20 protein-coding genes and 2 pseudogenes are annotated in these 22,627 nt (G+C 64.3%); 16 read left to right on the top strand and 6 right to left on the bottom strand.

The annotated features are described in order from the left end of the window. The first annotated feature begins 80 nt into the window (after window positions 1–80). The 4 genes from ABIB91_RS33075 to moaC are packed head-to-tail and all read left to right on the top strand — an operon-like array spanning window position 81 to window position 4,345. Window positions 81–1,979 (top strand): peptidylprolyl isomerase, encoded by a 1,899-nt coding sequence (locus tag ABIB91_RS33075; RefSeq protein ID WP_354170759.1) that lies wholly within the window; start codon window positions 81–83, stop codon window positions 1,977–1,979. A gap of 14 nt (window positions 1,980–1,993) precedes the next feature. After that, a complete protein-coding gene (trpD, locus tag ABIB91_RS33080) occupies window positions 1,994–3,007 on the top strand; it encodes an anthranilate phosphoribosyltransferase (protein WP_354170757.1) in 1,014 nt (337 codons plus the stop codon). A 7-nt stretch (window positions 3,008–3,014) separates the two neighbouring features. Next, entirely contained in the window at window positions 3,015–3,833 is an 819-nt protein-coding gene (trpC, locus tag ABIB91_RS33085) for an indole-3-glycerol phosphate synthase TrpC (protein WP_354170755.1), read from the top strand. Further along, entirely contained in the window at window positions 3,833–4,345 is a 513-nt protein-coding gene (gene moaC / locus ABIB91_RS33090; protein ID WP_007590598.1) for a cyclic pyranopterin monophosphate synthase MoaC, read from the top strand. Before trpC ends, moaC begins: the two co-directional genes overlap by 1 nt. Window positions 4,346–4,356: 11 nt before the next feature. Here the strand turns inward: moaC and ABIB91_RS33095 are convergent, their stop codons facing one another. Beyond that, window positions 4,357–4,944, bottom strand: a complete 588-nt coding sequence (locus tag ABIB91_RS33095) for a CGNR zinc finger domain-containing protein (RefSeq protein ID WP_354170752.1) — start codon at window positions 4,942–4,944, stop codon at window positions 4,357–4,359. 136 nt (window positions 4,945–5,080) lie between these two features. Between ABIB91_RS33095 and ABIB91_RS33100 the strand changes: the two genes are divergently transcribed. After that, complete coding sequence (locus ABIB91_RS33100) at window positions 5,081–6,496, top strand: amidase (protein ID WP_354170750.1); 1,416 nt, start codon at window positions 5,081–5,083, stop codon at window positions 6,494–6,496. After that, on the top strand, window positions 6,493–7,749 hold the full coding sequence (locus tag ABIB91_RS33105; RefSeq protein ID WP_354170748.1) for an MFS transporter: 1,257 nt from the start codon (window positions 6,493–6,495) through the stop codon (window positions 7,747–7,749). Before ABIB91_RS33100 ends, ABIB91_RS33105 begins: the two co-directional genes overlap by 4 nt. On the opposite strand, the gene ABIB91_RS33110 is transcribed toward ABIB91_RS33105, so the two are convergent. Continuing rightward, a complete protein-coding gene (locus tag ABIB91_RS33110; protein WP_502917044.1) occupies window positions 7,730–7,849 on the bottom strand; it encodes a Flp family type IVb pilin in 120 nt (39 codons plus the stop codon). The genes ABIB91_RS33105 and ABIB91_RS33110 overlap by 20 nt on opposite strands. Window positions 7,850–8,038: 189 nt before the next feature. Between ABIB91_RS33110 and ABIB91_RS33115 the strand changes: the two genes are divergently transcribed. The 4 genes from ABIB91_RS33115 (at window position 8,039) to ABIB91_RS33130 (ending at window position 12,611) form a co-directional block, all read left to right on the top strand. After that, window positions 8,039–10,771, top strand: a complete 2,733-nt coding sequence (locus ABIB91_RS33115; RefSeq protein ID WP_354170744.1) for a bifunctional diguanylate cyclase/phosphodiesterase — start codon at window positions 8,039–8,041, stop codon at window positions 10,769–10,771. A 172-nt stretch (window positions 10,772–10,943) separates the two neighbouring features. Beyond that, complete coding sequence (locus ABIB91_RS33120; protein ID WP_354170742.1) at window positions 10,944–11,504, top strand: TetR/AcrR family transcriptional regulator; 561 nt, start codon at window positions 10,944–10,946, stop codon at window positions 11,502–11,504. 69 nt (window positions 11,505–11,573) lie between these two features. Continuing rightward, window positions 11,574–12,434 (top strand): DMT family transporter, encoded by an 861-nt coding sequence (locus ABIB91_RS33125; RefSeq protein WP_035992605.1) that lies wholly within the window; start codon window positions 11,574–11,576, stop codon window positions 12,432–12,434. 45 nt (window positions 12,435–12,479) lie between these two features. Then, window positions 12,480–12,611: a hypothetical protein gene (locus ABIB91_RS33130; RefSeq protein WP_354170740.1), complete on the top strand. Its 132-nt coding sequence runs from the start codon at window positions 12,480–12,482 to the stop codon at window positions 12,609–12,611. A gap of 75 nt (window positions 12,612–12,686) precedes the next feature. Here ABIB91_RS33130 and ABIB91_RS33135 read toward each other — a convergent pair whose 3' ends face one another. Then, window positions 12,687–14,024, bottom strand: coding sequence for a S41 family peptidase (locus tag ABIB91_RS33135; protein ID WP_354170738.1), 1,338 nt, complete (start codon window positions 14,022–14,024; stop codon window positions 12,687–12,689). A 306-nt stretch (window positions 14,025–14,330) separates the two neighbouring features. Between ABIB91_RS33135 and ABIB91_RS33140 the strand changes: the two genes are divergently transcribed. The 6 genes from ABIB91_RS33140 (at window position 14,331) to ABIB91_RS33165 (ending at window position 19,700) form a co-directional block, all read left to right on the top strand. After that, complete coding sequence (locus tag ABIB91_RS33140) at window positions 14,331–15,464, top strand: alpha-hydroxy acid oxidase (RefSeq protein WP_354128689.1); 1,134 nt, start codon at window positions 14,331–14,333, stop codon at window positions 15,462–15,464. 8 nt (window positions 15,465–15,472) lie between these two features. Continuing rightward, entirely contained in the window at window positions 15,473–16,105 is a 633-nt protein-coding gene (locus tag ABIB91_RS33145) for an HAD family hydrolase (RefSeq protein WP_027567128.1), read from the top strand. 168 nt (window positions 16,106–16,273) lie between these two features. After that, on the top strand, window positions 16,274–16,465 hold the full coding sequence (locus ABIB91_RS33150) for a hypothetical protein (protein WP_007590586.1): 192 nt from the start codon (window positions 16,274–16,276) through the stop codon (window positions 16,463–16,465). Window positions 16,466–16,723: 258 nt separating this feature from the next. Further along, on the top strand, window positions 16,724–17,935 hold the full coding sequence (locus ABIB91_RS33155) for a molybdopterin molybdotransferase MoeA (protein ID WP_354170735.1): 1,212 nt from the start codon (window positions 16,724–16,726) through the stop codon (window positions 17,933–17,935). A gap of 176 nt (window positions 17,936–18,111) precedes the next feature. Continuing rightward, complete coding sequence (gene lexA, locus ABIB91_RS33160) at window positions 18,112–18,813, top strand: transcriptional repressor LexA (RefSeq protein ID WP_007590583.1); 702 nt, start codon at window positions 18,112–18,114, stop codon at window positions 18,811–18,813. Window positions 18,814–19,265: 452 nt separating this feature from the next. Beyond that, window positions 19,266–19,700, top strand: a complete 435-nt coding sequence (locus ABIB91_RS33165; RefSeq protein ID WP_354170732.1) for a hypothetical protein — start codon at window positions 19,266–19,268, stop codon at window positions 19,698–19,700. Between the two features lie 139 nt (window positions 19,701–19,839). On the opposite strand, the pseudogene ABIB91_RS33170 reads toward ABIB91_RS33165, so the two are convergent. The 3 genes and pseudogenes from ABIB91_RS33170 to ABIB91_RS33180 all read right to left on the bottom strand — a co-directional run. Then, window positions 19,840–20,916: pseudogene (locus ABIB91_RS33170) on the bottom strand (ComEC/Rec2 family competence protein); the annotation flags it as partial. A 32-nt stretch (window positions 20,917–20,948) separates the two neighbouring features. After that, complete coding sequence (locus tag ABIB91_RS33175) at window positions 20,949–22,082, bottom strand: tyrosine-type recombinase/integrase (protein ID WP_354170730.1); 1,134 nt, start codon at window positions 22,080–22,082, stop codon at window positions 20,949–20,951. 26 nt (window positions 22,083–22,108) lie between these two features. After that, window positions 22,109–22,402, bottom strand: a pseudogene (locus tag ABIB91_RS33180) (helix-turn-helix domain-containing protein); the annotation flags it as partial. Window positions 22,403–22,627: the final 225 nt, after the last annotated feature.

Raw genomic sequence — 22,627 nt, forward strand, 5'->3', positions numbered from 1 at the left:
GATCAATTTGGTGACGCGCTTTTGCGGAATCTGCATTAAGACGCGCTCCCGTTCCCCTCCTGCCAAACAAGTTGGACCAAATGCTTCGAGGAATGCGCAAGGCCTCATCAAACTGGCTCGGCAAGACCATTATGGCCGTTGTGATGGGCGTGCTGATCATCAGTTTCGGCGTTTGGGGCATTGCCGACATCTTCAAGGGCTTTGGGCAATCCACCGTGGCCAAGGTCGGCGGCACCGAAATTTCGTTGAACGAGTTCCGCCAGATTTACACCGATCGCCTCCAGCAGATCAGCCGTCAATTCGGCCGGCCGCTGTCGCCTGAACAGGCGCGCGCCTTCGGCCTCGACCGTCAGGTGCTCCAGCAGACGATCGCGGAAGCCGCCCTCGACGAAGAGGCGCGCCGGCTCGGGCTCGGCCAGTCGGACGACCAGATCCGCCAGCTCATCATGAACGACCCGAACTTCAAGGGCGTCGGCGGCAACTTCGATCCGAACCGCTTCCAGTCCGTGATCCGCAATTTCGGCTACACCGAGCAGCGCTACGTCTCCGAGCAGCGCAAGGTCTCGCTGCGTCGGCAGATCACCGGCACAATCGGTGCCGGTATCGAGCCGCCGAAGGCGATGCTCGACGTGCTGACGCGCTTCCAGAACGAGCAGCGCGCCATTGAATTCGTCAGGCTCGACGCAGCCCAGGCAGGCACCATCGACGCGCCATCGCCCGAGGCGCTCGCCGCCTATTTCGAGGATCACAAGGTCCAGTTCCGCGCGCCCGAATATCGCAAGATCGCGTTCGTCGTGGTCTCGCCGGAGGAGATCGGCAAGTGGAGCGAGGTGTCGGACGAGGACGCCAAGAAAGCGTTCGAGCAGCGCAAGGATCGGCTCGGCACGCCGGAGAAACGCCAGATCCAGCAGATCGTATTTCCCAACGCCGCCGAGGCGCAGGCCGCACGCGAGCGGCTCACCAGCGGGACGTCGTTCGAGGACCTCGGCAAGGAGCGCGGACTGAGCGCGTCCGACGTCGATCTCGGGCTCGTGACCAAATCCTCGCTCGATCCCGCAGTTGGAGACGCTGTCTTCGCGCTTCCCGCCGGTGAAATCAGCCAGCCCATCCAGGGCCGTCTCGGCACGTCGATCGTCAAGGTCGAAAAGATCGAGCCGGGCGTGGAGGCGAACTACGCGAGCGTTGCCGCCGACATCAAGCGCGAGATCGCCACCGAGCGCGCGCGCGTCAAGGTCGCCGATCTCCGCGACAAGATGGAAGACGAGCGCGGCGGCGGTGCCAGCGTGATCGACGCGGCGCAGAAGCTAGGCCTCACCGCCGTGACCATCGACGCCGTCGACCGTTCCGGCCGCGCCCCGAGCGGCCAGCCGGTCTCCGGCATTCCGCAGGGCCTCGACGTGGTGTCGCAGGCCTTCAACACCGATGTCGGCGTCGACAACGACTCGATCTCGTTCAAGGGCGGCTATGTCTGGTACGACGTGCTTGCCATCACGCCGTCGCGCGACCGCAATCTCGACGAGGTCCGCGACCAGGTCGAGGCGCGCTGGCGCCAGGACCAGATCGCGACCAAGCTGAAGGCCAAGGCGACCGAGATCGTGCAGAAGCTTGAATCTGGCGGCAAGCTCGCTGACGAAGCAGCCGCGATCGGCGCCAAGGTCGAGACCGCCAGCGGCTTCAAGCGCGACGACTCGCCCGCCAGCGTGCCCGCAACCGTCGTGTCGGCCGCCTTCCGCGTCGGCAAGGACGGCGTCGGGCAGACGGCAGTGACCGGCGACACCGAGGTGATCGTGTTCCGCGTCACCGAGATCGTCGATCCCACGGTCGATGCCGCTTCCGAGGCGGTCAAGAAGCTGAAGGACACTCTCGACCGCGCGCAGACCGAGGAGCAGGTCGCGTCCTACGTCAACAAGCTTGAAACCGACATCGGGACCACCATTAATCAGGCCGCCTTCGCGCAGGTGACCGGCGCGAACCAGTGAGTTGAAAGCACGCGATGGACGACCTGAAATCGATCATTGGAAAAGTGGCGACCGGCGCCAGCCTGTCGCGTGACGAAGCGGCTTCCGCCTTCGACGCCGTGATGTCCGGCGAAGCTACGCCCTCGCAAATGGGCGGCCTGCTGATGGCGCTGCGGGTGCGCGGCGAGACCGTGGACGAGATCACCGGCGCGGTCGCGGCAATGCGCTCCAAGATGCTCACGGTCGATGCGCCCGCGGACGCCGTCGACATTGTCGGCACCGGCGGCGACGGCTCAGGCTCGGTCAATGTCTCGACCTGTGCCTCCTTCATCGTTTCGGGCGCCGGTCTGCCGGTGGCCAAGCACGGCAACCGCGCGCTGTCGTCGCGCTCGGGCGCCGCCGACGTGCTGACTTCGCTCGGGGTGAAGATCGATCTGAGGCCCGAACAGGTCGGCCGCTGCATACGCGAATGCGGCATCGGCTTCATGTTCGCCCCCGCCCATCATCCCGCCATGAAGAACGTCGGCCCGACCCGGGTGGAGCTTGCGACACGCACGATCTTCAATCTGCTCGGCCCGTTGTCCAATCCGGCCGGCGTGAAGCGGCAGATGGTCGGCGTGTTCTCCCGGCAATGGGTGCAGCCGCTGGCGCAAGTGCTCAAGAACCTCGGCTCTGATTCCGCCTGGGTCGTGCACGGTTCCGATGGCCTCGACGAGATCACCCTCACCGGCCCGACCTTCGTCTCCGCGCTCCACAATGGCGAGATCCGGAATTTCGAGGTGACACCGGAGGACGCGGGCCTGCCGCGCTGCGAGGCCGGTGCACTCAAAGGCGGCGACGCCGACGCCAACGCTATCGCCTTGCAGGGCGTGCTCGACGGCAAGCCGAGCCCCTACCGTGACGTCGCGCTGATCAACGCCGCTGCCGCATTGGTCGTGGCCGGGCGTGCCGGGGATCTCAAGGAAGGTGTCGTGATCGGCGCAAAATCACTCGACAGCGGCGCGGCGCGCGCGCGGCTGAAACATCTGATCGCGGTCTCGAACGGCTGAGCCTGACATGTCGGACATCTTGATCAAGATCGAAGCCTACAAGCGCGAGGAAATCGCTGCGGCCAAGCGAGCGCAGCCGCTGTCGGCGGTGGAGGCGAAGGCCAGGGCGCAAGCAGCACCGCGCGGCTTCCTGCGCGCGATCAAGGCCAAGCACGCCGATGGCGACTACGCGCTGATCGCGGAGGTCAAGAAGGCCTCGCCCTCAAAGGGCCTGATCCGCGCCGATTTCGATCCGCCGCTGCTGGCCAGGGCCTATGAGGCCGGGGGCGCTGCCTGCCTGTCGGTGCTGACGGACACGCCCTCGTTCCAGGGCCATCTCGACTTCATGGTGGCGGCCCGCGCGGCAACGTCACTGCCGGTGCTGCGCAAGGATTTCATGTTCGACACTTATCAGGTGGCGGAGGCCCGCGCGCACGGCGCCGACTGCATCCTGATCATCATGGCGGCGCTCGATGATGCCACGGCCAAAGAGCTCGAGGACGCCGCCATCGCCTATGGCATGGACATACTGATCGAGATCCACGACCGCGCCGAGCTTGACCGCGCGCTGAAGCTGCGTTCGCCGATGATCGGCGTCAACAATCGCAATTTGCGCACCTTCGAAACCACGCTTGCGACCAGCGAAACATTGGCTCCGCTCATACCCGGGGATCGGCTGATGGTCGGCGAGAGCGGCATCTTCACGCCCGCCGATCTCGCCCGGCTCGAGCGCGTCGGCATGTCGACCTTCCTGGTCGGCGAGAGCCTGATGCGGCAAGCCGACGTTACCGCTGCGACGCGCACACTGCTGGCGCGCGAGACCGCGCGCGCCACAGGCACGAACTGATGGCGCGTCAGCCCGCAAAGGCCAAACCGACCAAGACCGGCCCTGCCCTCACCCATATCGGCGCTTCCGGCGAGGCGCGGATGGTTGACGTGTCGGACAAGCCCGCGAGCGAGCGGCTCGCGGTCGCGGAAGGACGCGTCGTCATGACCAGGGCGACGCTTGACCTGATCGTGTCCGGCAACGCCAAGAAGGGCGACGTGCTCGGCACCGCCCGCATCGCCGGCATCATGGCCGCCAAGCGCACCGCGGAGCTGATCCCGCTCTGCCATCCGCTCGCGCTGTCGAAGGTGACGGTCGAAATCGAGCCCGACGCAAAGCTGCCGGGCTGCCTCGTCCGCGCCAGCGTGAAGGTCACGGGACCGACCGGCGTCGAGATGGAAGCGCTCACCGCCGTCTCGGTCGCCTGCCTCACCATCTACGACATGATCAAGGCGGTGGAACGCGGCGTGCGCATCGAAGGCATCCATCTGGTCGAGAAGCTCGGCGGCAAGTCCGGCCATTACCGCGTCTGATTGCTGCTAATCTATTTCGCCTCGCGCTGCCGCTCGCGATAGGCACGCGTCTTCATCCGATTGCCGCACAGCGTCGACATGCACCACCGCCGCGTCGATGGTTTCGACCGATCGAAGAACACCCGCCGGCATTCCTCAGAGGCGCACATCTTCAGCCGGTCCAACGTTCCCACAAGCGTTGCGTTGTGCAACTCGATGGCGATAGCCGACAGGCCGGCGAGCGCATCGTCGCGCATCGTCGATAATACTGCGCCGCAGCCAACCCGCGTCTCCACCCGCAACGGAAACGCCGCGAGCGCGTCACCGAGCGCGCCGAGAACCTCCTTGTTCCGGCGCCGCTCGGCCGGCTCGCATTGCAGATAGGCGCGTAGCGCTTCGCGCAGCCGCAGCGCGGTCGCGAACATTGCGGGCGTGATGCGCCCGCCGCCGAGGCCGCGCTCCTGCATCCAGTCCGCGAGCTGCTTCATCCCGGCAAGTTCGTCGCTCTGCGGGTGCTCCACCCCGAAATGCGAGAAGTGGCGAACATCGAGCGTGTTGGCGAAATCGTAGATGTTCGCCAACGCGTCAGGAACCTGGAACTTGCGTGACTCTTTCGACATCGGAATACCCGGAGAATTGGAACACCAGTAAAACATATTTACCGGTTGACAGCAACAGACACCAGTATATTTATTATACGGGTGTCTGCATGTCATCGAAATCGAGCGAGGTTGCGATGACAAAATGGAGAACGCCATGGCCGAAGCCCCGCACTATCTCGAACTCATCGAGCTTGCTGCACGCCTCGAGGCGCGCGAAATCTCCGCGTTGGAGGTGACGCGCGCGCAACTCGACCGTATCGACGCCCTGGACCATGAACTCGGCAGCTACGTTCACGTGATGTCGGAAACGGCTATTGCCGAGGCGAAGGCCGCGGACGCTGAGATCGCAAATGGCCAGTATCGGGGCCCCCTGCATGGCGTGCCGATTGCGCTGAAGGATCTGTTTTGGACCAAGGGCATTCCGACGGCGGCCGGCACCACGCTTCATCGCGATTTCCGCCCTGGTGAAGATGCGACCGTCACGCGCAGGGTCAGGGATGCAGGCGGTGTGGTGCTCGGCAAGTTGCAGCTCACCGAGGGCGCCTATTCCGATCACCACCCGCTGGTGACGCCACCGAGAAATCCATGGAATCCGGATTACTGGCCGGGCATCTCGTCCAGCGGCTCGGCGGTCGCGACGGCCGCCGGACTTTGCTTCGGCTCGCTTGGCTCCGACACCGGTGGCTCGATCCGCTGGCCCTGCGCCGCCAACGGCCTGACCGGGCTGAAGCCGAGCTGGGGCCGCGTCAGCCGCCACGGCACGTTCGAGCTGGCCGCGACGCTCGACCATATCGGACCGATCGGCCGCAGCGCGGTCGATGCCGGCGTACTGCTTGGGGTCATCGCCGGACACGACCCCAACGACCCGACGTCGCTGCTCAATCCGGTGCCTGACTATCTTGCCGCGGCCGCACGGGACGTGCGGGGCCTGCGGATCGGTGTCGACGCTGCCTGGAACGGCGAGGACGTGGACGTTGCGACACAGCACGTGTTGGCGGATGCCATCGATGCTTTCCGTGCGCTTGGCGCCCACACCGTCAACGTCAGATTTCCCGACGTAGAACAGGCGATCGCCGACTGGACCCCTAACTGTGCGGTGGAAGCTGCGGTCGCGCACGAGGCGACCCATCCTGTCCGCAAGAATGAGTATGGCCCAATCCTCGGCTCGCTGCTCGAGGCTGGTCGCGCGCTCTCCGGTCTCGACTATCAGAAGATCCTGCTGCGGCGGCTGGCACTGCGCGGCCAGGTGACCGCACTGTTCGAGACCATCGACCTGCTGCTGATCCCGGTCCACCCTTTCGCGCCGTTGACGCTGGCCATGATCCAGACGCTCGGCGAGCAGCCGGATCTGATCGCGAAGTTGCAGCGCTACACCTGCCCGTTCGACATGACCGGTCATCCCACGATCACGCTACCAGGTGGTGCATCGGCGGACGGACTGCCGATCGCGTTCCAGCTTGTCGCAGCCCATCTCGACGAGGCCACGCTGGTTCGCGCCGGCGCTGCGTTCCAGCGTGTCACGTCCTGGCATCGTCGCCATCCTTCCCTCACCTCGCGGAGGCAGCATTGACCATTCCATTCAATCCCGTAGGTCGAAGCATTTTCCACGGCTGGTTCATCGTCGCGGCGGCATTTGCCGTGATGTTCGTCGGCTTTGGTTCTGTGTACACATTCAGCGCATTTCTGGAGCCGCTCCAGCGCGATTTCGGCGCCTCCCGTGGTTCAATCTCGCTGGTGTTCTCGATTGCGGGCTTTCTGTACTTCGCTCTCGGACTCGTCAGCGGTACCCTCGCCGACCGGCTCGGTTCGCGTCCGCTGGCCGTAGCGGGTATGGTCCTGATGGCGGTTGGACTTGCGGCCGCGAGCGCGGCACGTTCCCTCGTGGAGGTCTATCTCGCCTACGGGCTCGGTGTCGGCCTCGGCGTCGGCTGCGCCTATGTTCCGGCAATCGGCGCGGTGCAACGCTGGTTCGTCAAGCGCCGCGGCTTTGCCTCTGGGCTCGCGGTGAGTGGCATCGGGCTCGGCACGCTGGCAATGCCGCCGCTCGCCTCCTTGCTGATCGCATCGATGGGCTGGCGCGGCGCCTATCTGGTGCTGGGCGCGATTGCGCTGGTGCTGGGCGGTGGGATGTCGATGCTCATCGAGAACGATCCGAAGGACCGCGGCCTCCGGCCCGACGGCGATCCGCCTTGCGACGCGGCGGACACGGCCAACGCCGGCGGCGCCTCGGTGCGCGAGGCCGTCCGGTCGACGCGTTTCGTCGCCCTTTACGCATCGTGTCTGGTCTGCTCGTTCGGCGCCTTCGTTCCATTCGTTCATCTCGTGCCTTACGCGCGCGACCACGGTGTCGCGGCGTCCTCTGCCGTGCTGCTGCTGGGCGTGATCGGGGCCGGCAGCACCGCTGGTCGCTTCTTTCTCGGCGCGATCGCCGACCGGATGGGCCGCGATCGCTCTCTGATCATGGTCATGATCGGAATGGCGTTCGCGATGGCGATCTGGGCCATTGCCGCTGATGTCCGGACCCTCGCCGCCTTTGCCTTCATTTACGGCGTGTTCTACGGCGGCTGGGTCGCGGTGCTGCCCGCCGTGGTCATGGACTATTTTGGCGGACGCAACGTCAGCGGAATCATCGGCATTCTCTACACCAGCGTGGCGTTCGGGACATTGGTTGGTCCGAGTGCGGCCGGCTTCGCCTACGACCTCAATCACAGCTATACTTTGCCGATCCTGATCAGCGCCGCCGCGAACATCGTCGCGGCACTGATCGTGTTGGCGATACTGGCGCGCAGCGAAACCCGGCCGATCAGCGCAACGACGCGCTGATCGCCCCGAATCTTGAATCGAGCTTGCTGCCCAGGCCGTTCACCACGGCGATGATCGCAAGCGCGATGCCGGCGGCGATCAGGCGATGGTCGGCAGAAATTGTCCGGCCGCGCGGAAGCTTCCGACAATGCTGCACGTCTCGCGTCCCGCATATTGATTGCTTTTGCGAGCGTCCGTTCACGGCGCATTAACCCAGCTTGCTAACTTCGCCTCCACTCCGTTCCTGTAAACCGACGGATGTTCCCGGGGCCAAGAACTGACCCTGACGTGTGCACGACAACGATCGATCATGATGACGGGATTCGGCAGTCGCCTTTTTGACCAGGCCTTCGTGCGCAGCGGACCGATCCGCTGGCTGGTGGTGGGCGGCACGCTGCTGATCGCTGCGATCGCGGTCGGCGCGACCCTGATGGCGCAGAACTTCCGCGAACGTGCGCTGCGCAGCTCCGGCCGCGAGCTGGAAAACACCGTGCTGATGCTGGCCCATCATTTCGACCAGCAATTGCAGGATTTCGCAGTCATTCAGAAGGATTTTGTCGACTACGTCCGCGCGAGCGGCATCACCAGTGCGGCGGACTATCGCAAGCGCCTCGCCGGCCAGGACCTCCACCGGATGCTGCGCTCGAAGATCGATGCACTACCCCGCATAGGCGGCCTCAATGTCATCGATGCCGAAGGCAATTTGATCAATTCGTCGACGGCATGGCCGGCCCCGAACGTGAACGTTGCCGATCGCGCCTATTTTCGCACCTTCCGGTACGATCCCGATGCTCCCGACGTCCTGATCGAGCCACTCTACAGTCGCATCTCCGGCGCCTGGACCATCCTGATCGTGCGCAAGGTCGTCGGACCGAACGGCGAATTCTTGGGTGCGGTCGGACGCGGCATCGAGCCGGCAAATTTCGAAAAGTTCTTCGAGTCCGCCGTGCTCGGCGAAAGCACGACGATCTCGATGCTGCACCGGGACGGCACGATGCTCGCCCGTTATCCCCATTCCAGCGAATTGATGGGGCGGAATTTCAAGAACGGTCCGTTCGCGCATCAAAGGGTTTTCGGGCTCGACCATTTTGCCGGCCGCTTCATGAGCCCCGTCGACGGCGAGGACCGGCTGATTTCCTCACACGCCCTGCCTCACTTCCCGATCCTGATGATGGCCACCACGACGCGCGCGACGGCCCTGACGGACTGGCGCGAGCAGATCGGCATCCTGATCTCGGTCGCCGCCTCTTCCGCGCTCGCCATCGCGGGCGTGCTGATCGCGATCATACGCAAGCTCCTGGAGCAGCATCGTCTTTCGCGGGAACGGCTGACGCTGGAAAAGCAGCGTCTCGACCGCGCCGTCAACAACATGACCCAGGGCCTGCTGCTGTTCGACGCATCGCAGCAGCTCGTGATCTGCAATCAGCGCTACATCGAGATGTACGGGCTGTCGTCCGAAATCGTGAGACCCGGCTGCAGCTTCCACGATATCATTGCGCACCGCAGAGCCACCGGCTCGTTCACCGGCGATGTGGACCAGTATGTCGCACGGGTCCTGCGCGACGTCCACGTGCGCAATTCCATGGTAGTCGAGACCTCCGACGGTCGCTCGATCCAGATCGTCAACGAACCGCTCACGGACGGCGGCTGGGTCGCGACGCATGAGGACATCACGGAGCGCCGGCGTATCGAGGAGCGCATCACCCATCTCGCTCACTACGACGCGCTGACCGACCTGCCCAACCGCACCATGTTCCACGAGCATCTACGTCAGGAACTCGATCTCGTCGCCGGGGGCGAACAACTCGCGGTGCACTACATCGATATCGACGAGTTCAAGGGCGTCAACGACGCGCTCGGGCATCTCATCGGCGACGAGCTCCTGAAGTCAGTCGCGCAGAGCCTCCACCGGTGTGCGGGTCCGACAGACTTCGTGGCGCGCCTCGGCGGCGACGAATTTGCCATCATCCAGAGCGCGGTGACATCGCTGGATCAGGTCAACGAGTTCGTCGCGCGGGTGTTTGAGGCCATCCGCGCGCCGTTCGACTGCATGGGACATCATCTTGCCACCGACGCCAGCATCGGCATCGCGCTGGCGCCGCAACATGGAACGGCGCTGGACCAGATCCTGAAGAACGCGGATATGGCGATGTACGCCGCTAAAGCCGCCGGGCGCCGCACTTATCGCTTTTTCGAGCCTGAGATGGACGCCAAGATCCACGAGCGGCGGCAGCTCGAGATCGACCTGCGCCACGCCATCGCCCAAGGCGGGCTCGAAGGCGGCCTCGAGGTGTATTACCAGCCTTGCCTCAGCCTGAAGGACGACCGCATCACCGGCTGCGAGGCGCTGGTGCGCTGGCGCCATCCCGAACGCGGCATGGTCTCGCCGGCCGAGTTCATCCCGATCGCCGAGGACACCGGCCTGATCAACGAGATCGGCGAATGGGTGCTCGCGACCGCCTGCCGAGACGCGGCGAACTGGCCCGACGACGTCCGCCTCGCCGTCAACGTCTCGCCGGTGCAGTTCAAGAGCGGCACGCTGGCGCTGAAGATCATGGCAGCGCTTGCCGCCTCCAATTTGCCGGCAAGCCGGCTCGAGCTTGAGATCACCGAGGCGGTGCTGATCCGCGACGACGACACCGCGCTTGCGATCCTGCATCAACTCCGCGCCATCGGCGTCCGCATCGCGCTCGACGATTTCGGCACCGGTTACTCCTCGCTGAGCTATCTGCACCGCTTCCCGTTCGACAAGATCAAGATCGACCGCTGCTTCGTCAACGACATCGCCGGCCCGGACGGCTCCGCCAGCATCGTGCAGGCGGTCGTCAATCTCGCGGCTGCCCGCCGCATGACCACCACGGCCGAGGGTGTCGAGACCGAGGAGCAGCAGCGGTTGCTGCGCGCGCTCGGCTGCTCCGAGATGCAGGGCTATCTGTTCAGCCCCGCAAAACCCGCCGCCAAAGTGCTGGAGCTGTTCGCAGCTCATCGCAGCCGTCTCGCCCAGCGCGGCGGCAACGAAGGCCGCCGCCGGGAGGCAAGCTAGGGCCTGGACTCACACACGCGCAATTGTCGGCTCGGGAGGCCAAGCAGAAACATCGGCGGACGGCCAAACGGCGGTGGCGCCCCTAGAAATTAAAGACCATTCGGTCTATATATCGGCAATGCCCCGCCAAACCCCTGTGCAGTTGCCCCGTGGCCGTCCCCGAAGTTTCGACATGGAATCCGCCGTCGAACGCGCGATGGATGTGTTCTGGTCCCGCGGCTATCACGCCACGGCGCTACCGGACCTTCTTCGTGCGACGAAGCTCTCGCGGGGCAGCCTCTACGCCGCTTTCGGCGACAAGCACTCGCTGTTCCTGCTTGCGCTTGATCGCTACATTGCCATTGCCTTGACACGGATGGATATCGAACTCGACCCCCGCAGGGAGCCGATCGACGGCCTAAGGGCCTACCTTGCCGGCTATGTTGACCGCAACAGCGGTGCCAATGGTCGGCGCGGATGCCTGTTGGTAGCCACAGCCATGGAACTGGCTGGCCGTGATGCCGAAATTGATCGTCGCATCGGGAGCTTTTTCAAAGCTATGGAGGCTCGGGTGGCTGGTGCACTTTCCCGTGCGAAGGCAGCGGGCAAGTTGGCCGATGGTGTCGAGCCTTCGAGTGCCGCCCGAATTCTCGTCTGTTTCGTCGAGGGCCTGCGGGTGGTCGGTAAAACGGCACCGACACGGGTCATTTCGCAAGCCACCGTTGACGCTTTTCTCGACCGCTTCATCAGGTAGACAACCATGGACGTTTCCGCTGCTCGCACGCCTATATCTAGACCGAACGGTCTTGAAAAGAACGATACCATGTCCGGCTTTCAGATCGTCTGCGCGGTGGTTGTCCCCTTGCTCTGGGGTTATCAATTCGTGGCCATCAAAGTGGGCGTTATGGAGTTTCCACCCCTCTTCTTCCTCGCGCTGCGCTTCCTGGCCATCGCGCTGCTGCTTGTTCCCTTTGTCAAAAGGCCCGCACGTCAACAGTTTGGCCCGATCGCAGCGATTTCGTTTTTCCTTGGCGGACTGAACTTCGGGCTCTTCTATGTTGGCCTCGGCCTCGGCTCCGGAAGCATGTCGGCCGTCGCAATTCAACTCGCCACGCCCTTCACCGTCCTGCTGGCCTGGCCGCTGCTCGCGGAGCGGCCGTCTCTCACCACGTCCGCTGGAGTGGTGCTTGCATTTGTCGGCGTGGTCGTGCTGGCAGCGGGGCCCGGCCCGTCCGCAAACGCGCTTCCACTGCTGCTCGTGGTCGGGGCAGCCTTCGCATTCGCGGTGTCCAATGTCCTGACGAAACGCTACGGCCCTTTTGATCCCCTGATGTTGATGGGATGGTCCTCGCTGTTCACGGTGCCGCAGGTCATGTTGATGTCGCTGCTCCTTGAACATGGACAACTCGCGAGCCTCGTCACTGCAGATGGACGTGGTTGGCTGGCACTCGCCTATACGATTTTCATCGGGGGAATTGTCGGATTTGGCCTGTGGTTCTGGCTGATCGGGCGTTGCTCCATGGGTCGCGTCGCGCCCTTCGGTTTGCTGCTTCCGGTGTTCGCCTTGATGTCGAGCGTGTTGTTTCTTGGCGAACGCATGACCCCAATGTTGATGATCGGCGGGCTGCTCGCGATCTCCGGCGTCGCTGTCACTCAGCTAAGACCGAGCGCTCGACCAATTTGAACTTGGAAGTCGCGTCGTTGGCAGATTCTCAGCACGCGGCCGACCTTGTTAACGCAGCCGCTGGAGCTGCGGGTCCATCCCCGCGACGAAGTGCTGCTCGAGCGCGACCGCGCCCTGCGCTGGGCCGAGCGCGATGGCTGCTACGAGGCCACCCTTGCGGCCATGAATCCCAGCTGAGACGGCGTCCAAAACGAAATCGCCCGGGAGCGGTCAACCACGCCCGGGCGATCGATCTCTGGAACTGGCGAGGGCCTAGTTCGGCACCGCAGCCTTCGGCGCCGGCTTGGCGGCCACCGCATTCGCGGTTTGGCCGTGCAGGAAGTCGTAGGCCGTATGCAGGGCCTTGTCGTCTTTCGCTTCCGGCGGGACATAGGACTGCGACCCGGTCTGCTCGGTGCCGTCGGCTGCCTGGAGATGACCGCGCATCTGGGACTCCGCCATGGTGTCCATCCGGCCCTTCAGCTCGGCCGGCACGTCCTGGAGGATCTCGATGTCGGGCGCGATGCCCTGGGCCTGGATCGAGCGGCCCGAGGGCGTGTAGTAGCGCGCCGTGGTCAGCGCCAGCGCGCCGTTGCCGGTGCCGAGCGGAATGATGGTCTGCACCGAGCCCTTGCCGAACGAGCGCGTGCCGATCAGCGTGGCGCGCTTGTGGTCATGCAGCGCGCCGGCCACGATCTCCGAGGCCGAGGCCGAGCCGCCATTGACGAGAACCACCAGCGGCTTGCCCTTGGTGAGGTCGCCTCCATGCGCCGTGAAGCGCTGGGTCTCTTCCGGATTGCGGCCGCGGGTCGAGACGACCTCGCCACGCTGCAGGAACGCGCTCGACACCGACACAGCCTGATCGAGCAGTCCGCCCGGATTGTTGCGCAGGTCCATCACGTAACCCACCAGCTTCTCCGGCGGAACGTCCTTGGAGATCGATGCGATCGCCTTCTTCAGGCCATCGGTGGTCTGCTCGTTGAACGAGGTGACGCGGATATAACCGATGTCGCCGTTCTCGACGTGGAAGCGCACCGGGCGCACATGGATGATCTCGCGCTTGATCGCGACGTCGAGCGGGGCGTCGGCGCCCTTGCGCACGATCGTGAGCTTGGTCTGGGTCTCGACCGGCCCCTTCATCTTGTTGACGGCCTGCTCGAGCGTCATGCCCTGCACGGCATCACCGTCGATCTTGCTGATGAGGTCGCCCGACATGATGCCGGCCTTGGAGGCCGGCGTGTCGTCGATCGGCGAGACGACCTTGACGAGACCGTCCTCCATCGTGACCTCGATGCCGAGCCCGCCGAACTCGCCGGAGGTGGTCTCCTGCATCTCGGTCCAGGCCTTGTCGTTCATGTAGCGCGAGTGCGGATCGAGCGAGGTCACCATGCCGGTGATCGCGCCTTCGATCAGCTTGGCATTGTCAGGCTTCTCGACGTAGCTCGCCTTCACCCGCTCGAACACTTCGCCGAACAAATTGAGCTTGGAATAGGCGTCATCCGCGCTCGCTGCCGCCCGTGCCGCCCATACGCCGCCGTGCGGACTGGCTACCAGAAGGGTCAGACACGCTCCGGTGAGCGCGCCCAGTGGAAACAGCAGGGTTTTCCGCATGGATAGGCTGGCCTTTTTGCTTCGCGGTTCGGTGGGGCTGGGGAGCCGCCATGCAAATGGCGATCCAGCCTGCTTCTCACAATACCATTCTGGTTTCTTCAAGGCCGGGATGCCACGCCGGCGGGTACACCGTAAAAATCCCTTCGTCCGGACCTAAACTTTCGGCAACGTTGCAGGACCCGGTTGGTGCGCAGCGGGGGTCGGCCGGCCGGCCCACGCCTCGCTGCCATGCCATTTTAGGATGGTTTTGGCGCCCCGGACGGGTTAGGCGATGACGGAAGGCTTCAAATTCTCGGGAGGATAACAATGAACGAAGCACCCCGCATCCAACCGGAAAGGAACGTCGAGCTCGGCGCCAGCACCGAGCCGTTCCAGAATCTGCATGAATTCGTCCGGAAAGCCCGCGCCAACCTCAACCAGAATGCTTGGGATTATATCGTCGGCGCGGCCGAGACCGAGACCACGATGCGTCGCAACCGCATGGCACTGGACGAGATCGCCTTTCGCCCGCGCGTGCTGCGCGATGTCCGCAAGGTCACCGGCTCGGTCGAGCAGTTCGGCCGCAAGATGCGCCTGCCGGTGGTACTCGCCCCCGTCGGCGCGCTTGAGATCTTCGATCCGGATGGTGCGGCGAGCGTGGCACGCGCCTGCGGCACTTTCGGTGCGGCGCACATGCTCAGTTCCGTGTCCGAGCCCGGCCTCGAGAAGACCGCCGAAGCTGCGCCCGACGCGCTGCGCCTCTACCAGCTCTATGTGCGCGGCGACGACGCCTTCGTTGCCGACGTCGTCAGCCGGGCCGAGAAGAACGCCTACGCCGCCTTCTGCCTGACCGTCGACACCGCTCACTACAGCCGTCGCGAACGTGACATCGCCAAGCGCTACGTTCGCGAGAGCCGCCTGCGCGCCACCGGCGGCGATTACCAGAAGGGTCTGGAGTGGCGGACGGTGAAGATGATCAAGGACAAGTTCAAGATCCCGCTGATCCTCAAGGGCATCGCGACGCCAGAGGACGCGCTGATCGCGATCGATCACGGCGTCGAATGGATCTACGTCTCCAACCATGGCGGCCGTCAGCTCGATCACGGTCGCGGCGCCATGCATGTGCTGCCCGAGATCGTCGATGCCGTGAACGGCCGCGCCAAAATCATGGTCGATGGCGGCGTCTGTCGCGGCACCGACATCGTCAAGGCGATCGCGGCGGGTGCCGACCTCGTCGGCATCGGCCGGCTACAATGCTGGGCGCTGGCGGCGGCCGGCGAATCCGGCGTGGCGCGCATGCTGGAGCTGCTCGAGGACGAAGTGCTGCGCTGCCTCGGCCTCTTGGGTGCGACGTCGTTCGCCGAGCTCGACAAATCCTGCCTGCACCAGGCGACCGCAACCAACGCGCCGAGTGTGTTCAGCGCGTTTCCGCTGTTCGACCACGAGCCATATCGATACTGAGTGAAAGGATGCAGGTGACATCGCTCTCTCCCGGCAGCGCGGATGCGCTCCTGTTCGATCTCGGCCGCGTGGTGCTCGATATCGATTTCTCCAAGGCAATCGCCTGCTGGGCGGGACATGCCGGCTGCAAGCCCGAAGCCATCGTCGCGCGCTATGTGCGGGACAGCGAAGCCTATCGGTTGCACGAGATGGGGAAGATCAGCGATGAGGATTATTTCGCCTCATTGCGAGCCTCGCTCGGAATCGGCATTTCGGACGCGCAGTTCCTGGAAGGCTGGAACGCGATCTTCGCCGGCGAAATGCCTGACATCGCCGAGCTGCTACCGCGGGCAGCGAAGCAGATGCCGCTCTACGCTTTCTCCAACACCAACCGGCCGCACGTGGACCATTTCTCGAGGGAATATGCCGACCTCCTCGGCCATTTCCGCGAGCTGTATTTGTCGTCCAGCATCGGCTTGCGCAAACCGGATGCGGAGGCCTTCGACCACGTCGTTGCGGCGATCGGCGTGCCCGCCGGGCGCATCGTGTTCTTCGATGATCTTGCTGAAAACATCGAGGGAGCGCGGGCGCGCGGCTTGACGGCGGTGCATGTGACCTCGCCGCGTGACGTCGGGAACGCATTGAAGGCATTGGGCATTTGACGAGGAGTCGGTGTCGCGAAACCCACGGCGGCACCGCCCCACGGGACCAATTTTGAGAAATTGAGGAACCCGATCACTTTGTGCATTTTTGTACAGAGTTCCGGGAACGGAATACCGCCTTCCGGACTCTTAGAGTCCGTTGGGACTTCTACGGACGGATGCATCATCGTGCTGGGCAAAACCTACCTCACCAAGCAGGCCTCTCTTCTTCTTGAATTCGCCAGGACAACTTCAGATTCGGACCTTTCCGCCAAGCTTGTGAGCAAGGCCGCCGACCTGAAATCCCAGGCCGATCCGCTGCCCGACAAAGACCAGGGAGCCAAGGCGCCCGACGTAACTCCCGGGCAGGCAGGGAGCTGATCGATGCAGGCCAGGGCGCTCGTCGTTCTCGCCTTGCCGTGATTTTCCTTGCCGTGATTTTCGTCGCTTCCATGACCACTCTCCTGCCGATTTGTCAGGTTCTTCGGATCATGCCGCGACGCGCTTGATCCTGCCTTCCGGAACAATGTGAAGCGGCGGGATGACTGTGCCCGCTCAGCCGTTTTTGCCTCTGCGCCCGCGCTCGGCTAGAAGACGTGCGGAACATTCGCCCGAACGTGCCGAGCAGGAGTTTTCGCCGTGGCCTTGATGCCGGTTTCCGACGCGCTTGCCGCGGTGCTGGCGGGTGCAGAGCCGCTGCCGGAAGAAATGATCTCCCTCGACGAGGCCTACCATCGCGTGCTCGCGCGTGACGTCGCGGCGCGGCGCACGCAGCCGCCGCAGGCGATGTCGGCGATGGACGGCTACGCGGTGCGCGCGGCCGATGCCGCGACGATCGATTCGGAGCTGACCGTCATCGGCGAAGTCGCGGCGGGCCGACCGTTCGCCGGGACGATCGGCGCCGGCGAGGCCGTACGGATCTTCACCGGCGCGGTCGTTCCCGGTGGCGCGGACGCCGTCGTGATCCAGGAGGACACGGTCGCCGCCGGCCAGCGGATCACGATCAAGGAAGCCGCGATCGCCGGACGGCACATCCGCCCCGCCGGCGTCGATTTCCGCGAGGGCGACGTGCTCCTGCGCAAGGGAAGTCGTCTCACCGAGCGCGACCTCGCGCTCGCCGCCGGAATGAATTATCCGCACCTTGCCGTTTTCAGGCGTCCGAAGGTCGCGATTCTCGCCACCGGCGACGAGCTGGTGATGCCGGGCACCACGCCCGGCCACGGCCAGATCGTCTATTCCAACGGTTACGCCCTGCACGCGCTCGCCCGCAGCGAGGGCGCCGAGACCATCGACCTCGGTATTGCCGCCGACACGCTGGAGGCGACCACCGCGGGCATCCGCCGCGCCCGTGAGAGCGGCGCCGACATCCTGATCACGACCGGCGGCGCATCAGTCGGCGACCACGATCTGGTCCAGCAGGCACTGAGGGACGAAGGCATCGCGATGGCGTTCTGGAAGATCGCGATGCGGCCAGGCAAGCCGATGATGCATGGGCGCCTCGGCGCAATGGGTGTGATCGGCCTGCCGGGCAATCCCGTATCGTCCTACGTGTGCGCTTTCCTGTTCATGGTGCCGCTGATTCGCGCCCTGTCGGGCCGTTCAGTGATTCACCATCGCCGCGAACGCGCCGTGCTCGGCCGCGGCGTCGGCGCCAACGACCAGCGCGAGGACTATCTGCGCGCGCATCTGGAGGAGCGTGACGATGGCACACGCGTCGTTCTTCCCGTCAACCATCAGGACTCTTCGCTGCTTGCGAATCTCGCTGCAGCACAGGTACTTCTCGTGCGCGCACCATTCGCGCCGAAGGCCGAAGCCGGCACAGCTTGCGAAGTGTTGCGGCTCCCCGTCTGAGCACCCCCGCAACGCGCGTTCCGCGGAGTTTGCTCTGTTCACGGTAAATTAAGCAGTTGCGGAACATGTATCGAACATATAGTGTCCGTTCATGATTTGTTTCGAGCATGTAGCGGCTTATTGCCGAATTCTGCGTCTCGGAATCGGACGACATCAACCGGGGGACTTTGGTCGAGATGTTAACGCGCAAACAATACGAGCTTCTGCGGTTCATCAGTGAACGTCTGAAGGAAAGCGGCGTGCCGCCCTCCTTCGACGAGATGAAGGATGCGCTCGATCTGCGCTCGAAGTCGGGCATCCATCGCCTGATCACGGCGCTCGAGGAGCGTGGCTTCATCCGACGCCTGCCCAACCGCGCCCGTGCGATTGAAGTCATCAAGCTGCCGGAGCTCCAGGCAGCCGCCGGCAGCCGCCGCGGCTTCACCCCGAGCGTCATCGAGGGCAATCTCGGCAAGGTGCGTGCGGGCTCCAGCCTGCCCGCGGACGAGGGCGAACGCCCCGTGGCGGTACCGGTGATGGGCCGCATCGCGGCCGGCACGCCGATCGAGGCGTTGCAGACACGCAGCCACACCATCAGCGTACCGCCCGACATGCTCGGCTCGGGCGAACATTACGCGCTGGAAGTGCGCGGTGATTCCATGGTTGATGCCGGCATCCTTGACGGCGACATGGCGCTGATTCAGCGCAACGAGAGCGCCGATACCGGCGACATCGTGGTGGCGCTGATCGACGACGAGGAAGCGACGCTGAAGCGCTTCCGCCGTCGCGGCGCCTCGATCGCGCTCGAGCCCGCCAACGCTGCATATGAGGTCCGCATCCTGCCGCCCAATCGGGTGAAGATTCAGGGCAAGCTGATCGGGCTTTACCGGAAGTACTGATACCGGACGTACTTGATACCTGGAGAAGTTGGCGCCTCGCGCGCTTCCGATCGGCATCGCCGGTCAGAGATTGGAGCGGATCATCGTCCGCTCCGGCTGGATAGTCTTTCTGGTTCTGCACAGACTATCCGGCCCCTCCTCCGGCGCTGGCTCCTCGCGACGCCCACGAAGCAGCACCGAAACAGCACCGCTTCGCGGCTCGGGTGTGCGAGGAAACAGCGACCAGCGATCGAGGTCGTTGCACCAGCCGGCAAGATTCGCGCATGCGCCTCCCGAATGCATCGCAACTCGCTTTGTTCCTATTGAATTCGGGAAAGATAATGTGATCGCGGCTTGCGGAAACCAGCCGCAGATTTGCCCACAACCGAGCAGAGCTTTCGTGCTTCAACTCTGATAGAGGCCTGCGCCTCGATAAGAGACGCGGGTTGCTATCCCAGCATGAGGAGCACCCGATGTGTGACTACAGCCTGCATGCCGTCGCGTCGCGCCCCGCCGAAGTCGGCGAGACGATCGTCTCGACAAATTTCCGCGGCACCTCGACGCGCGGCTTCGCCTCCGCAGCCGATCCGTCTGTTGCCGTCTGCCTGCTGCCGGGAACGGAGCTCGCCTTCGCAGACGACGTCCGCTACGACAATCGCTGGATCTGGACGCGGACCATCAATTCCCGCGTGGGCAAGTTCGGCAAGATCGATCCGCACGTTCCCGACCGCCATCATGACGCGATCGAATTCCCCGACGGCAAATTTGTGCTGGTGACGCAGCTCGTCGAAGGCCAGCGCGCGACCGTGCTGCAACTGCCTGTGACCCAGTCGGTCATCGAGCGCGAGCACAAGGCGCAGATCATCGCCGACAGGCAGCCGACCGTCACGCACCTGCCGATCGGCTGAAACAGCCGCCCTCCGGCTACGAGGTCGGAGGTCAGGATTGAATTGCCATCGCCGGCGCCGTGGCCGGCGAGATGGTGTGGTTTGCGCCAGCGAATCCGAGCGGACGCACCGACCCGCTGCGTTGCTCCGCACCATCAGATCAATCGTCGGCCTGCAAGTCGGTCTCCGCCGGCGTTGCGTCCTTGATGCGGGGCGCGGTCGCCTTCGGCGCAAGGCTGCCGTCGAAATCACCCTCGCCGGCGCCGGCCGGCAACCAGGGGCGGCTCGTGCCTCTCGCCCTCACCGCCTGAACCACAAATCCGTCACCACGCTGCGTCAGCGCCAGTGCGCTCTGGCTGGCGAGCCGCTGCCGATCGACCACCATCGCCGCGCAATCGGGCGGCGCGGGACGCGTCGTCACCACCAGCGCGGCCCGACTGCAATCGTCGGCGAGAGCGTCGACCCGCAGTGCCAGCGCGACCAGCCTCCCGTCGATCAGTGGCGTCACGCAGCCGGATTCGTCACAGGACACGCCATCAGCCAGCGAGGCTCTGCCGGCATCGCGCGGATCGGCGTCGGCAGCGAGCCATTCCTTGAGCAGAAAGCTGTCCTTGCTGGTCCTGATCAGGTGCAGATATCCGTCCTTGCCCCGCACCGCGACGCTCGCGCCATCCCCGGCGATCAGGATGTCGGGCTGCCGCGCCGACAGTCCCCAGAGGATCGCTGCCAGCAGCACCAGGGCGCCGGACCAGCGCAGCGGCGTCCGCAACAAGCCCAGCACGATGATTCCCAGGCTCGCCGCGATCAGCGGCCCGATCCCGAACGCCGCGATGCGGCCGACGGCACCCGGCAATGCTGCGACCCAGCGCGAGACCGCGACCATCCAGTCGATGCCGATCCCCATCAGCCACCAGAACACGCTGTCCAGCCCGAACGGTGCAGCAAGCAGCCCCAACAGCCCCGCCGGCATCACCAGCGCCGAGACCACCGGCATCGCGCCGAGATTGGCGAGCACGCCGAACGGCGTGACACGGTGGAAGTGGAAAGCGGCGTAGGGTGTGGTCGCAAGTCCCGCAATCAGCGAAGCCATGAACAGCATCGCGATCTCGCGGCCGCCCCACATCGCAATGCGTGCAGTCGCCGAATGGTCCGGCGAGGCAAACAAATTCGGCATGCCGATCTGCACCAGCGCCACCAGCCCGAGCGTTGCTGCAAACGACATCTGGAATGTGGAATGCGGATTCTCCATTCCCTTGTTAAATCAGGCGCTTAACCCACCTCCCGGAGCTTACTCCGGGACTTTTTCCGGGACTCTGCGAGCCGCTCGACCGCTAGGGCAACGTCCTCATCCAGCACATGCGCGTATCTCAGGGTGCTCTTAATGTCCCGGTGATTGAGCGCCTTTTGCACCAGCTTGAGGTTACCGCTGTCGCGAAGAAGCTTGGTTCCGAAGTCGTGCCTGAAGTCGTGGAAACGAAAGTCCTTCAGGCCAGAGCCGGCCCGCAGCCGCTGCCAGGCCGTTTTAGCGCCAGTGTAGGTTAGCGGGTAGCGCTGACCCCTCACCCGGCCAAGTCGCTTGTTGCCGTAGACCGCCACGTAGGTGAAGCAAAACTCCGGGTGCTGCCCCCGCAGCGGAAACAGAATCTCGCGAACCGCTGCCGTGATCGGAAACACCACGCGGCGCCCGCCCTTGCCGAGCCGAACAATCTGCTTGGTGCCGAAATCCACCTCGGACCAGCGTAGTGTCACGCATTCCCTCAGCCGCATGCCGCTAGCGCGAACGAAATCAAAGAACGGGCCATAGTCGGCGCGCATCGCGTCATCCAGGGCGTCGGCTTCCTCGATCTTCAGTTCGCGGACACGCTCCACCGGCTCTGCCAGCAAAAGCTTGTCCCACTCGGGCTCATTCTCGAATACCACCTTCTCGGCCTTGGCGAAGGTGAACAGCCGCTGCAGCACCTTGGTCGCCGATCGGTTGACCGTAGCGTTTGAGACCAGCGGCAGGGCGCGCTCCGCTTCCTTAGTACGCTTGCCGCGGCGCGAGACCCGATGCCCTCGCCGCCACGCCACCAGTTCCTTGGCTGCCTTGTGGTCGATCTCTGTTAGCGGCTTCTCCTTGCCAAAGTACTCGACCAGCCGTGCAAGGTTGGTTTCGGTGGCATTCGGTTCCGCATCGTATTGAGCGCTGTCGATCCAGAGACGGTCAACAACATCATCGATTGCGAGCGACGCCTTGGCGCGCCGCGTCGCTTTCACCAGCGCCTTGGCTTTCTCTAGCTCTGCAGCTTCGAATTTTCTCGCGTCCGGTTTAGTCGTGCATTTCGTCGAGCCGTGAAACCTATTGCCGGCATGCCAGAAGTCATACGAGTAGTAAGGCGACCGTGGGTCTTTGTAGACTGACATGGCGTTTCCCTCTCGCGCCGCCGCTCAATGAACTCGTTCAGATCCGTCTCGGTGAATCGGCGGCGTGGCCGCTTTTTGCCGAGACCGACGTTGATGTATCCGATGGCGCCTTCGCTAACGAGGTCGCGGAGATGATCTTCGGTGATGTTAAGCCGAGAGGCCGCCTGCTCGGGTGTGAGCAAGAGGTGGTTGTCATTGGCGGGAATGGGCAAGAGCGTGCCCCTGAGAAATATTGCTCTGCTTACTTCGCCGGCCGAATCCGACGCACTCATTGAACTATACACGGTCGCTCCGGACCAAATGCGGCACAAGCCCGACATTCCAGTCGGATTGTAACAGTTCGTTACCGGCCCCGGCTGGCGCTCCGGGAGGAACCTATCATCGTTGACCGGCTTGCAGCTTTTGCTAGCTCCTCTCCTGAGCTGGCGGAGCGGCCCCGGCCACCCTCATAAGCCCCCCTGAAGCCGGGGTCGTCTCTAAGCCGACCACTGAGGCGGACTTACTTTGCGGCCACAGGTTCAGCCGCCTCGCGCTTCGCCAGAGCC

This window comes from Bradyrhizobium sp. JR4.3 (assembly GCF_040547695.1).
Taxonomy (GTDB): Bacteria; Pseudomonadota; Alphaproteobacteria; order Rhizobiales; family Xanthobacteraceae; genus Bradyrhizobium; species Bradyrhizobium canariense.